The organism is Corynebacterium sp. c7Ub_26 (assembly GCF_053760365.1).
Genome location: NZ_JBSNBL010000001.1, coordinates 477,163 through 490,322, shown reverse-complemented (window position 1 = coordinate 490,322; position 13,160 = coordinate 477,163). Strand labels below are relative to the sequence as shown.

Annotated in this window: 11 protein-coding genes; 5 read left to right on the top strand and 6 right to left on the bottom strand. The window is 52.6% G+C overall.

The genetic code is table 11. The features are described from left to right. Positions 1 to 6 precede the first annotated feature (6 nt). Both ACWORE_RS02095 and ACWORE_RS02090 read right to left on the bottom strand, forming a co-directional pair. Positions 7 to 1,311 carry an Nramp family divalent metal transporter gene (locus tag ACWORE_RS02095; protein WP_455302323.1) on the bottom strand — a complete coding sequence of 435 codons (1,305 nt, stop codon included), beginning with the start codon at positions 1,309 to 1,311 and terminating at the stop codon, positions 7 to 9. A gap of 112 nt (positions 1,312 to 1,423) precedes the next feature. After that, a complete protein-coding gene (locus tag ACWORE_RS02090; protein WP_455302322.1) occupies positions 1,424 to 2,290 on the bottom strand; it encodes a diacylglycerol/lipid kinase family protein in 867 nt (288 codons plus the stop codon). 158 nt (positions 2,291 to 2,448) lie between these two features. Here ACWORE_RS02090 and ACWORE_RS02085 point away from each other — a divergent pair, with 158 nt between their 5' ends. Further along, a complete protein-coding gene (locus ACWORE_RS02085) occupies positions 2,449 to 3,705 on the top strand; it encodes a YkvI family membrane protein (protein ID WP_303124356.1) in 1,257 nt (418 codons plus the stop codon). Here the strand turns inward: ACWORE_RS02085 and ACWORE_RS02080 are convergent. Continuing rightward, on the bottom strand, positions 3,702 to 5,642 hold the full coding sequence (locus tag ACWORE_RS02080; RefSeq protein WP_455302319.1) for a sigma factor-like helix-turn-helix DNA-binding protein: 1,941 nt from the start codon (positions 5,640 to 5,642) through the stop codon (positions 3,702 to 3,704). The two genes, ACWORE_RS02085 and ACWORE_RS02080, sit on opposite strands and share 4 nt — an antisense overlap. A gap of 523 nt (positions 5,643 to 6,165) precedes the next feature. On the opposite strand from ACWORE_RS02080, the gene ACWORE_RS02075 reads away from it, so the two are divergent. After that, positions 6,166 to 6,480, top strand: a complete 315-nt coding sequence (locus ACWORE_RS02075) for a YbjQ family protein (RefSeq protein WP_406606093.1) — start codon at positions 6,166 to 6,168, stop codon at positions 6,478 to 6,480. Positions 6,481 to 7,072: 592 nt separating this feature from the next. Here the strand turns inward: ACWORE_RS02075 and ACWORE_RS02070 are convergent. After that, entirely contained in the window at positions 7,073 to 7,285 is a 213-nt protein-coding gene (locus tag ACWORE_RS02070) for a hypothetical protein (protein WP_406604729.1), read from the bottom strand. Between the two features lie 359 nt (positions 7,286 to 7,644). On the opposite strand from ACWORE_RS02070, the gene ACWORE_RS02065 reads away from it, so the two are divergent. The 3 genes from ACWORE_RS02065 (at position 7,645) to ACWORE_RS02055 (ending at position 10,728) form a co-directional block, all read left to right on the top strand. Beyond that, on the top strand, positions 7,645 to 8,283 hold the full coding sequence (locus tag ACWORE_RS02065; protein WP_455302317.1) for an Abi family protein: 639 nt from the start codon (positions 7,645 to 7,647) through the stop codon (positions 8,281 to 8,283). Then, the gene (locus ACWORE_RS02060; RefSeq protein ID WP_455302315.1) at positions 8,205 to 8,642 is read left to right on the top strand and encodes an Abi family protein; all 438 of its coding nucleotides are present in this window, start codon (positions 8,205 to 8,207) and stop codon (positions 8,640 to 8,642) included. The genes ACWORE_RS02065 and ACWORE_RS02060 overlap by 79 nt, the downstream gene beginning before the upstream one ends. 496 nt (positions 8,643 to 9,138) lie before the next feature. Next, on the top strand, positions 9,139 to 10,728 hold the full coding sequence (locus ACWORE_RS02055; protein ID WP_455302314.1) for an NAD(P)-binding domain-containing protein: 1,590 nt from the start codon (positions 9,139 to 9,141) through the stop codon (positions 10,726 to 10,728). Between the two features lie 4 nt (positions 10,729 to 10,732). Here ACWORE_RS02055 and uraH read toward each other — a convergent pair whose 3' ends face one another. Then, a complete protein-coding gene (uraH, locus tag ACWORE_RS02050; RefSeq protein ID WP_406604732.1) occupies positions 10,733 to 11,599 on the bottom strand; it encodes a hydroxyisourate hydrolase in 867 nt (288 codons plus the stop codon). Between the two features lie 33 nt (positions 11,600 to 11,632). Continuing rightward, a complete protein-coding gene (locus tag ACWORE_RS02045) occupies positions 11,633 to 13,057 on the bottom strand; it encodes a nucleobase:cation symporter-2 family protein (RefSeq protein ID WP_455302311.1) in 1,425 nt (474 codons plus the stop codon). Positions 13,058 to 13,160 lie beyond the last annotated feature (103 nt).

Sequence of the window (13,160 nt, the reverse complement as noted above, 5' to 3'; positions counted from 1 at the left end):
GGCTTGTCAGGCTTGGCCGCGAAGAGTCATCACAATAAGGACGATATTAAGACCGATAATGAGCGCTGAGATAATAACGCCAATCCATTTCAGCGCTTTATCTCGATACTGCCCCATGACTTTCCCACCCGTCACCATTTGCAACGGGATGAGGGCAAACGGAATACCAAAGCTTAAGACGACTTGTGAAATAACAAGTGCATAGGTGGCATCAATACTCAGCCCAATAATGAGGAGCGCCGGAATGAGCGTAATTGCGCGCCGTATCCACAGCTTCACTTGGAAATGAAGCATCCCCTTCATCACTTCGGAGCCCGCATATGCGCCGACCGACGTCGAAGCGAGGCCGGAAAACAAAAGCCCGATGGCAAAAATGACGCCTATCGCAGGCCCTAATGCGCTGCTCAAAGCTGCATGGGCGCCTTCGATGGTGTCGGTCCCGTGCCGGCCACTTAAGGCGGATGCAGCCAGCAAGAGGAGCCCGATATTCACAAGCCCTGCGATTCCGAGCGCGATAATAATGTCGATACGGGTCGCTTTTAATAAACGACGAATGACGTGGGGTTCTTCATGGCCGGCACCATGCCGATGAATAACTAATGACGAATGTAAGTAAATAACGTGAGGCATCACCGTCGCCCCCAACATGGAGGCAGCGAGTATCACGCTATTGCTTCCTTCAAACCGGGGAACTAATCCGCCAGCGATCCCCCGGAGATTAGGTGGCGCAAGAAACAAACCTGCAAGGAAACCAAAGGTGATAATGACCAGCATTACTATGATGAGCCGCTCGAATACCTTTTGAGCGGTTCCCTGCGTTAACAGCAGAGCCATCGACACGGCCCCGACAATGATCCCGCCCGTCAGCGGGGATACCCCAAACAATAAATGCAGGGCGACGGCACCACCGATGATCTCTGCGAGGTCAGTAGCCGCCGCCACAATTTCCGCTTGTAGCCAATATGCGATTCGCCACGGTCGGGAAAGCCGCTGGCCTAGCAGTTGGGGAAGGCTCTTCCCGGTGACGATTCCGAGCTTTGCGGCCTGATACTGGATGATCATGGCCATCAGGTTCGCGGTCGCGAGCACCCACACCAACAGATACCCGTAGGTTGCGCCAGAGGAGATGTTCGCCGCAACGTTTCCAGGGTCCACGTAGGCAATAGCTGCAATGAAGGCCGGGCCCAGCAGACCGATAAGCCGCTTCGATGACGGAGATGCCGATGGCTGTGAAACGGGGTCGGACGAACCTGAGGCTAATTTGCCAGATGGTCGACGTCCGCTGTGAGAATCTAGTGAATTCGTCGGCACAGCCTGCTCTGAATCTGACGTAACCTACTCCTTTCGTGAGAGTTTCAGCTTATCGGTTCGGCATGCGTCGTCGTAATGTCACACTCTCTCGCGTGGCCTCACGTGCGTGATCTCACGCGGCACATGCCAATGTGTGGGGAACAACAGAGATGGTGATTTCGTCGTACTTAGACAAGCGCATGACCTCCCCATCCAGTTGGACGTGGGAGTCTTTTTCCAAGATGAAATGCCACCGTTTTTCTCGGTCGGTGTTGTGAAGGCCCAATGTGCTTGCGCGAAACAGGTAGCCGACAAGCATGGCGAGTGTCAGACTTTTGTGCTTAACGACGTCGAATTTCCCGTTGGTTAGCGAAGTGTGGTCACTAATTTTGATTACTTTGCTCATCCTGGGGACATTGGCAAACACCAAGTTATCGAATTTTTCTTGGTGACCTTCGTGAATAATTTTCACGGGCTTCACCGAGAAGAGGTTCTTTAGGACGATCCAGCCCTGATTCCACTTGGTCAAATGTACCTCAGTAAGTTTTTCTCCAATGTGAGGGGTTAGGCCGAACCCGATATATGAATGCGCATAACGCTCAAGATTATCTTTTCCAGTACTCACCAATTTAAGGACATCGATGTCCGTGTAATCACTGGTAATAATGCGGTGCGCCAGCGTCTTACCGTTACTCAATGCGTGATAATGATCATTTGCATTACCGCTCGGCAAGATAGCAGTGCGAATGTGATCATGCGGATGACGCATAACGCCATTGACTACTTCGTTATATGTCCCGTCCCCGCTGGAACAGACGATGACATGAATGCTCTCAGATTCTTTGGTGATCTGGGCGGCTAACTTCTCGGCATGACCCTGAAACTTCGTAGCTACGACAGTGACCTCAAAAAGTCCCTCCAGCTGATCAGCCAAGCGTCGTGCACGTATTTCACTGTCACCTGTCGAATGAGGATTAAAGAGGATTGTTACTGGTGTCATATCTCTTCTGTCGTCGTTGTTTCAGGACTTTTTCGGTCATAGATTGTACCGGCTCCAGCCTGCACCAATCGTAGATCTTCCAAAGAATGGGCGAGAACAACAACCCATAGGTAGGCTTAACAGTACTACTGTTGCCCCATGATCGAATAGGACTATTCATGAGACAGAGCATGGCTGTCGCCATGGCGTTTGTTGGCCTCCTGGTTGGTGCCGGGTTCGCCACTGGTAAAGAAATGCTCCAGTACTTCATCGCCTTCGGGTCAATCGGCCTCGTGGGAGTGGTGATCACTGGAACACTCATGGCTATTTTCGGGTGGGTTGTTCTGCAGGTCGGAAGTTATTTCCTTGCCGACGAACACGGGCATGTTTTCAAAAACATCGCCCACCCACGAGTATCACGAATTTTGGACCTCTGCGTCTCCGCAACCATGGTGACCATGGGCATGATGATGCTGGCTGGAGCAGGATCCAGCGTGAAGCAAACCTTCGGTTTACCCGCATGGCTGGGTTCTGCTGGGTTAGCGATCATCGTGTATTTCGTCTGTTTCCTTGATGCCGAAAAGGTATCCAACATCATCGGTATTGTGACCCCGCTGATGATCGTTGCCGTCATCATTCTTTTCATATGGTCACTCGTTCACGTTCCTGACGACTTTTCCTTTAGCGCAGCGAGCGAACTCGGTAAAAAAGAAGCCGCACCTGTATCACCGTGGTGGTGGTCAGCCATCAACTGTGCCGGCATGACCTTGATGTGTGCGATCGGAATGTCACTGGTCATCGGCGGTACCCACACTAAGCTTCGCGACGTTGGTATCGGTGGCCTTATTGGTGGCTCGATTATCGGAATCATGATGCTGATGGAGACGGTCACGCTCTTCATCAACGTTAAAGATGCCGGCGGGAAAGATATTCCGATGGCGTCGGTTACCCATGCTATTAACCCTGCCGCCGGTATTATTCTTCAGATCATTATTCTGATCATGATTTTTAATACCGCGTTAGGCGATTTTTACGCGTTTTCACGGCGTATCGACGTTGCCCTCCCCACACATCCGAAGATTAACCTCGCCGTTATTCTGACTGTGTGCTGGGCAATTAGTTTGTTCGGTTTCGGCCCCTTGATTCAGGTTGTTTTCCCCATTCTGGGATACTTGGGAACATTCGTCGGAATCGTGTTTATCGCATGGCGTATTCGCTGGAGCCGACTGATCCGCGGTGAAAAGGAACGTCGTAACCGAATTCGCCAGCTCACCCACCTGTACATCCATCCCAATATCGCTGTGGATAGCACGATGGAGCTGAATCACGAGCTCGAGGGTTCCGACGCTAATAGCGAGAAGCTCTTCGCGACGGTTGCCCAAGAGGAGCGTCGGAAATTAGATCCCGATGCAACACTGCACAAAGAGGATCGCTAAAGCCACAGCTCTTCGACCATCGCGATGGCATCTTTGTCATGGCGGTGGCGTAGCCGAGCAACAATCCTGCGGCGGGGTGCATCAGGCGAAAGCCCGAGGTACTCCGCAACCAAACTTTCACACGCTTGATCAATCGTGTTTCCGGTCTCACCGCCGAGGTCATCGATCCGTTGAGCAATTTCGTCGTGGGAAATACCCATGTAATTGGCCAGATTGACCATGGTGATGGAGCGACTCTCTGGGCCCAGCCCTACCCCACCAGCATGAAGTGGATTGGGCGTGTCTCCCGGTTCTTCGCGTTCGGCAGAGACTTCATCCTCAAGGAGGAACGATGCGCGCGGTGCCGCCTGTTCAATGCGGAAATACGTGCCGTTCCCGAAGTCCATCCAAATACGTTCTCCCTCTGTGATTCCTTGCGCCAGGAGAAGCCGTCGGATCGATCCTGTTGTGGTGCCCGTTGCGTTCCAGGTGACGGATTGATCGCCGTCGTCGCTGGGGATATGCCGAGGTTGGCCCAAGCGCAATTTGAGTAGCAGAGCGATACCGGCGGGTACTCCGGTTCCGCTACCTCGTATGTGGTCATGGTTCACCGTGACTAGGTATTGCCACCGGCCTTTGCGCCAATAGAGCCCCCGAGAATCCTCTGGCTGCCGGTGGGGTTCTATATCGTCATTTCGTCGGCTAACAATTCCATCATCCAGACGGAATTCACCAGAACTGGCATACGAGCGAATCGACGACGCTGATACACCGAACTTTGTTGTTCCTTCAGAGATGAGATCATCAAGATCAGCCGACTCATCACCAACACGGGACCCAATAAAATCACGGATGAAAGTAAACTCCTCCAGCCCCCACTCCCGTAAAGCGATCTTGGTTTTACTAATCCGGATAATTGAGTCTTCAGAATAAGCAGCATTTGCCAAACTACGGGCCTGGCCAATGCCCCACATATGCGCGATCTCATTAAGGGAAAGAGGATGGCCGGCAATATCGAGGGCAGCTTGAATGCGGTTTACCGCGATTGTCGGATTCGCCACCACGTGGTCGCCAATAACAGCGGCACCACACCCCTCGAGCCACTTGATCAGGTCGTCCTCCGGAACATGGCTGATGCGCTGAATTTCTTTAAAAGAGACGACACCGTATTTGTCAGTCATATCGTCGAGTAACTCTGTCGTCTTCTTTTGGCATTCGCCGAAGCTAGGAAGACATACCCATCCTTGTTCGACAGAAAAACGATCGTCCAAAACATCGAGTATTTTCCACAAGAGTGCTTCCCAACCGTGCAAAGTTCGTTCGAGTTCCGGGTATTTCTGGGAAAGCGCCTTCACTGTGCCGACGGGATACGCGTGATACCGCATTGCGGCGAGGAGGTTAGCGACGGGACCTCGCGATATGGATTCACTGATCGTCGAATCCAGTCCCGCCAAAATTTGACGAATACGCTCCCGGGTCACGCCGACCGCGTGGCCAATGCTCTCTAGTGTTTCCTCGTGGCCGTCCCCGTAGCGTCGGTACAGTATTTCCTGCTCCCGATCAGAAAGCTGCACGAATATGGTTTCCAACAGCCGGGCCGCGCGTTCCGCAGGTGGGATGCCGATGGCCCACGAATCAGAAGTCGTAACGGACGAGGCCAGAGCGTTGTCAACCGCTTCGTTGATGTACGCAGGCGCATCACCATAGCGGTCAACTACGCCGCGAAGGGATCCTTCCATGGCAGAGAGATAAGAAAGAATATCTAGCGCAGTGCGTGATTCATCAGGCGTTTGGTCATCCTGTCCCTGCCTGGCGAATGTTTCATGGTCGGGGGGAAACAGTAAAGGCGAGGCGTCACTGGAATCATCATCGGCATAAAAAGTTTCGCCCAGACGACTAGATGCAGGACCGAGCTGGTCGACGTGAGTTTCGTCGGAAAGGTTATCGTTTTCGCTCATAGGGACCTTTCTCGCGCGTGGATGCATGTCAGTGCGCACTCACTGCCGGTCGATGCATGCCCACTACCTGCCAATACCATCAGAAACACCGGTTTCCTTACAGCCTAATCCCCCGACGTCGCTCGGGCAGGATAAGAACGGGCGATTATTTCGGAAAATCGCGCTCGACACACGTCGACTCAGAGTCCCGGACGTCAGCTATCGATATAACCATCGAGATCACTACCAGCAGTACTACCACTAGAAATCTTCTGCTCAGAAGAATCTTCACGGGTTTCCCTTTAGCATTCATAACACTTCATGATAGCCGGGAATATGAAATTCGGTGTCTCTATTGCGCCAATTGAACTGGTCAAAAACACTTCTTTGGTGACTCCGGTCGCCCAACCTCCGTCACTTCTTTCAGGGAGCCACACCACCGCAACCCACTAATCCCCGGTAGCATCGGGGCATCGCGGGATGGCTAGCGCCTAGTGTCGCAGCCCCAGCAATGACCAACGACTGGAAAGAAGGAGCCACGGATATGATCGTGACCACCACAAACACCATCGAGGGGAAGCAGATCGGTCAGTATCTGCGCGTCGTGGCGGGTGAGACCGTCGCGGGCATTAACGCGTTCAAGGACATCAGCGCAGGGTTCCGCAACCTGGTCGGTGGCCGTTCCAACAGCTACGAGGGTGAGATCCGCAAGGCACGCGAGGATGCGCTCGCAGAGATGGTCGACCGCGCGCACGAGCTCGGCGCGGAGGGGGTCGTCGGCGTTGACATCGACTATGAGTCCGTGGGGCAGAACATGATCATGGTCACTGCTTCCGGCACCGCCGTGACATTTCAGTAGACGGCCCAGCTCAACAACCTGGGTAGCGCACGGCGCGCCACGGAACTAGGTGTAGGCCTGCAAGAACGCACAGTGGAGTTTTCGCGGAATCATGGAACACCCCTGCAGCCCCGATCATTTCGACATACAGAAAACTTTTGACAGACCCCACCAGCCACACTAACCTCGCTCTCGGACGCACTTAGGTGCTCCAGTTCCGAGGCTCGTGCGTACACCGCACGAGCTTTCGTGTATCCAAGGATCCCACGCATATCGGTTACTTCGACGAGTTCGGCCACAGCGGGCCTACTAATCTCGCCAGAACCAACGCCTCAAAGGCCACCCAGTCTTCGGCATTGGCGGATTTATCATCCCGGTAGACAACGTACGCTTATTCCCCGGGCAATTCCGACACCTCAAAGAGACCGGGTCGAATGCGCACAATCATCAATCGTCTGCTAACCCCCTGGACCGACTGAACTGCCCCCGTTAGTTGGACTGAGAAACCAGACACCGACTAGTGGGGAGCAGTTCACGCTCGAGGGCTAAGTAAGTTTTTAAAAGACTTTCGGGTTGAGGAAAACTTCGGAGGCCTCCTCAAGCTCGTCGATGTTCATGAGTTGAGTAGGCTCTCGATCCTTACGAGTTCGTCGTAAAGGCGTCGTTCGTGGTCGGATAGTATCCCCATGACGACGAGCTCTCGGAGATCTTGTTGTGTCAGCGGGGCACCTTCCCGCAGGATGCCGGCATCTTTAAAGCTGTTGTATATCGCTTTGCGCCGCTTGTGGAGTTCCTCAGTGGTTCTCCGGTTGATTGTGATGCTCATGGCTGTCTCCGTTTAGCTGTAGGGTGCCATATACAGTATCGGGGAATAGAGACATTTCTTGGCGGGGCATCGTTTTGTTCGAGCATCAGGAAACACCGCCGGTTTATGGTACAGGCATAATCGCTCCTCCCCCGTGCGTGTCCACCCACGGCGGGTTTCTTCAGCGTGCCGGGCCAATTCGAGGTCGCTTAACGCCTCAATGACTTCGGGCTCGTTGCGGCCGGGGCGAGGCAGATGCTCGGGTCTCCAGACGCACGTGAACTGGCCTACGTGAAGCACACCGGGGGTAAAAAGTTGAATTCTTCGTGCGATTGCATATACTCAGATGCAATAGTCCCCCTGCCAAAGCCTCTCCAAGGATGCGCAACCAGGGGTCCTTTTATATCTCATGTATAGGTGACCTTGTGCCTGTTCCTCCACATCTACCGAATGACACTCAAAGACGCGAGTACCTACGTAACAAAGGCTACTTCGATGAAACGCTGTTGAGCGATGAGTTAGTAGCTCAATTGTCACACCTTAATTTCCATTATTTCTTGGGATATGCAAGAAATTATGCGATGCTTCATAACCTTGGCATTTTCAAGGGCAATCGAGACCCGCAACATGTCTTTGACCTAATTAGTCTCGACCAAAAAGTTGCAACGCTTCTTTTCGCTTGGATACGCCGTGCAGAGTTGGGCTTACGCAATCGAACTGTGGATTTCTTTTGCGAAAACAGCTCTCCTACCAGATATTTAGACGAGAAATGTCTGAGGCGACTATCCAAAGAGGAGGATGAACGACAGTTTGTGGGAGGAATGCTTAGGGAAATCTTTCGGTATGGGGAAGATTACGTAAAAGATGCAATTACCAAAAGAGCGGATGAACTTGGGTGCAAAAACCTGGTCGATACTGGGAAGATTCCCACGACTTATGTTTGTCGCTCGCCCAAGACTTGCCACTTTGGTCGGTCATTGATTGTTTTTCGTTGGGGCAGCTTGGCAAGTTCATCATGATGTGTGACGCCGATGTTAGCGAACACCAACGTACATGGCGGCGTGTCGCAGATGACCTAGGAATGAAGGCGGCGGTGTTCCCTAGCAACATCAGATCTTTGTCGACCACGCGAAATTTAGTCTGTCACCATGCGAGGCTATGGATGCGGCCCGCAACCCACTCACCAAAGAAGCCAAGACTCTTTAACAAGCAACTGCGAGGCATAGATCCCAAATCGCAGCTCATGGCATTCGCAAATATTGCCCATTTCCAGCGGAGCTACCTCCATAAAGAAGCGTTGAAAAGCATTTTCGCACTCGTGCAGAGTAATGAAATGTACTTCTATGGAATCTCCCAAACGTCACACAATAAGCGATAGTGCGGATTACCGGACCGGGGACGGGGGCCACTATCGGTACACCAAAACGAGTTAGTTATTTTCGCTCCTCACGGGTAATACGACATAAGGTGGTGCTGACAGAATCCTGCTGTTTACCCGGAGTCTGGTCACCCCCTCCTCCGCCAGTGGAATACCCACGCACTTAGCGAGCGATGAGCAACCTGATTGGAACGCGCTGGACACGCTGTACACATATCCTTCAGGACAGGTGGACTCAAAACTAAGAGCTTGACATTAAAACGCTCGCCCATTCGGAACTGTGGCCAGAGGCTCCATCGAAGGTCAAGGGACACAAGTTCGCGGGACCTGGACGATATGTCGCAGCACGTCACACGGCGTAATCGTCGGAAATGTGGCTTTAACACATTCGTAGTTCAGTCGTAGTGTGCATCTCTTAGTGTCAACGGGACAAGGGTCTGATCTGCAAATACAGCCGTGAAACCTACCTCTCCCCCGTCAACTCCAGGAGCGATCCGTGACCACTAGCCTCCAACGACCAACCCAACTTCCAAGCGCGGCGCAATCCGACCTACGCCCACCAGCACTTGATAACACCGCGGCGGCATCGCGGCTTAAAAAGCTAGAGAACCAGGCGCGCAAGGAAATGGAGTTACTGGGTCACAATCACGATTGGGTGCCAAACCCAGGCGACGGAGTCCACAATGTCCTGATCATTGGCGGTGGCCAAGCTGGACTGGGCGCCGCATTTGCTTTGAAACGTCACCGCGTCGATAAGGTCAAAGTAGTAGACGCAAGTCCAGCCGATTCGATCGGGTGCTGGGCACAATATGCACGGATGCACACCCTCCGAAGCCCAAAGAATATGAAGGGCATAGAGCTCGATATCCCCTCTTTGCACACCGAGTCATGGTTCCGGGCGAAGTACGGTGATGAAGCCTGGGAACACACCAACCTTGTTCCCCGGTTGGACTGGCACGAGTACCTCGAGTGGTACCGGAAAGTCACTGACGCTGATGTGGATGCCAACACTCGAGTGACGGAAGTGCTACCGCCGGAAGAAACCGGTGGTGCTTTTAGAATTAAAGCCCTGACCGGCCCAGATTCTGACAAACCCGTTGAACACCGGGCTCGACGGGTAATTTTCGCCTTAGGTCTCGACGGCGGAGGCGGCACCTTCGTACCACCAGAAATCCGGGACCTTCCCACCAAGTTTTGGGCACATTCTGCAGACGATATTGATTTTTCTCAGCTCGAAGGCAAGCGCGTGTTGGTGATCGGCGGTGGCGCTTCCGATTTCGATAATGCCGGCACCGCTTTGGAGCACGATGCGCAATCAGTAACGCTCTTCCAACGATCCGCCCAAGTAGCGACGAAAAATTCTTTGCGTTGGATGGAATTCCCGGGGATGCAAGAACACTTCTTTGACCTCCCTGATGAAAAAAAATGGGCTTTTAGCCTGTACAACGGAGGCCTCCCGCAGCCTCCTACACAAGCCAGTGTGTGGCGAGCTTTTGCATTCGATAATTTTTCTCTTCGTGAAGGTACCCGCGTCCGGTCCATTGAGGTGAAGCCCGGGGACAACGGAGAAGCTGAGGCACTACTGGTCACAACTACCGACGGAGAGACCGCCACATTCGACTTCATCATTTCCGCAACTGGTTACAGAGTCGATCTATCTCTACGCCCTGAGATGCGGAATTTTCTACCCCACATTCAGCTGTGGAGTGACCAACACTCCTTCGCTACGGAGAATCCCATGGGGCAATGCCCTTACCTCGGCGATGGGTTCCAATTTCTCCCTAAGAAACAACAACACGAGAGCGAGGATGCCGGGGCTGAGGTGAATCCAGATCCGGAAGAGTATATTCCTCGGCTTTTCCACTTCTCGACGGGAGCGCGAGCTTCCCATGGAGTGGCTGGCAATCAACTATCCGGGATCTATGCCGGCTTAACTCGCATGTCCGGTCGCATTGCGACAGATATCACGACGGAGAACTGGGATACGTTTTTCGAGGACTTCAAAGGTTTTGAGAACGTGGAAGTCACGAATGTAGGCCGCCACCGGGATGACGAACCCTGGTATCCCCAGCAGCCCCGTTACTGATTGCTTATGAGCCCCTGTAGGTCGAGTATCCGAAGGGGGCCAATAAGAGAGGGATATGCAAGTGGGACGGCTTAATTCTGAGCTCCCCATCCTCAAGCACCGCGTCGCTTACTCGGAAACTTACATCTACCCACGGGTATAAGCCACGAGTTCCTTGCACCGAAAAGTAGCCGTCAGTATCAAAACGCAAAGTATATGTCCCGGGCTGGAGTCGCTTTTTAAACGCGAACCGGCCGTCCCCGTCGGTCTGTCCTTCCTCCACAGTTTCGTTCAACCCCGACTCATCGGAGAGATGCAACTGTAGGCGCACAGAAGGTGCCGGAAGTCCAGATGAGGTATCCAAAATATGCGTGGATAAACTAGCGCCCTTGATCTCCAGATGCTCAAGAGTCTTGCGCATTCGTAGCTCGTTGATTGCCGACAGATTACGGAAGGCTTCTTTCCACTCTGTGCTCGGATCGTTGCCCAGGCGTCGCTCCAATTCCTTAAGGATCTCCGCGGCAGATAATCCCGTCGCGCGAATGAGGAAGGTATATCCAAACCGTTGCTCATAGGAATCATTCAATTCACGAATCCTGTCCATCGGTTCAGAGTCCTGGCCTAGACCATGAGCTGCAGACTGCTCCTCCTCCGATAAGGACCCTTGTTCCACCTGAGCTCCGATGCGTGGGTGTGCGTTAATACTTTTCTTAACTGCACTTCCGGGGAGTGTCCCCAATTGCAGATTCATCACGTCTACTGCAGATTGGACGTTAGTAAACGGGCGGGCTTCCACCACCTTCGAAGCCAATTCTTCACTGAAGAAAAGTGGCTCCAATAACTCCACTGCCGAATCATGCGCTATTTCATTGAAGGCTTCTACCCCACTCATACCAGCTCTCTTTCCGTAATTGCCTTTCTTCCGTCAGACTCCGGCCATGGTTTGGACTTCAACTTCCAGTTGTTTGTCCGTTTCTACTTTCTGAAAGGGATCCAGCACCGCAGTGTTTTTATCGTCCAATGATTCATCAATGTGACCATTATTCTCACGGTTAAGCAGAAGATTAAGGACGATAATGCTCAGCGCACCCATAGTGATGCCAGATTCCATAATCATAGCTAGATCGTTCGGGAGAGAGTCATAAAAGTTCGGGGAAATGGCAGGAAGGAGCGTTATGGATATTGAAACACCAACCATAAGAGCTTTTGTCTCGTTCCACTTCACTGCGGTCAAGGTCCGAATGCCGGAAACTGTAATCATCCCGAAGAGAGCGATTCCGGCTCCGCCTAGAACAGGCGTGGGAATAGCTGCCACAGCACCTCCGAGTTTCGGAACAATTCCTAAGACAATGAGGATCACGCCTGATGCTGTAACCACAAAGCGAGAGAACACCTTCGACAGGCTGACTAAGCCAACATTCTGTGCAAATGCGGCATATGGGAAAGTATTGAAAATTCCACCTAGCAGGGTTGATAAACCATCCGCACGCAACCCATCACCGAGGATCCGTTTTGTCGCTGGGCGGCCGGTGATCTTACCAACCGCAATGATATCGCCAGCCGTCTCAGTCATGATGACTAATCCAACAATGGCCATGGTAAGGATTGCGCTCGGCTGGAAGACCGGCAAGCCAAACTGAAACGGCGTCGGAACCCCCACCCATTCCGCCTTGCCTACCTCAGACCAATCGGTCACACCAAACAACTGGGCAACAATGGTTCCTACTATGACGCCACCGAGGACCGACACGGGTCTCCAGCGCGGCGAAGAGAAACGGTGAATGACGATGATAGTGGCCAAAGTAATGAATGCCAGTAGGTAGTTCAGTCCACCTTGGAGATTATGGGGCAAAGTATCCGCGACTATCCACCCGGCCGGGACTTTCATAAGAGACAGGCCAATGACCGTCATAATCGTCCCCGTAACAATGGCCGGAAAGAACTTCGCTATTTTTGAGAACACCGGTGCAAGTAGAATCATTATCAAGCCAGTAGTAATGACCGAACCATATATCGCCGGCGCCCCATACTGGCTACCGATAGCAATCATTGGACCTACTGAAACAAAAGAAACCCCTTGGATGAGAGGTAAGCGGGTTCCGAACTTCCATATGCCAACGGACTGGATTATCGACGCGATACCTGCAACGAAGAGATCCGCCATGATCAGATGATGGATATCAGATTGCTCCATTTTCCCCGAACTTACTAAGGCTCCACACACAATGAGTGGTACTGCCACAGCACCTGCGTATATCGCAAGAACGTGTTGGAATCCCAGAAGGAACAATCGGGGCAATGGTGGTTGCTGGTCGACCGGGTGGGTGTGTTTTGCAATGGTATCCGTCATGTTTAGCTCTCTTTGCATCACGAGCGCCTGGTCACGCTAGTGATGTTTAGTCTGCTGGACGGAAGTTTCTAAGCTATTAAACGTTTATTACGTTCAGACATCA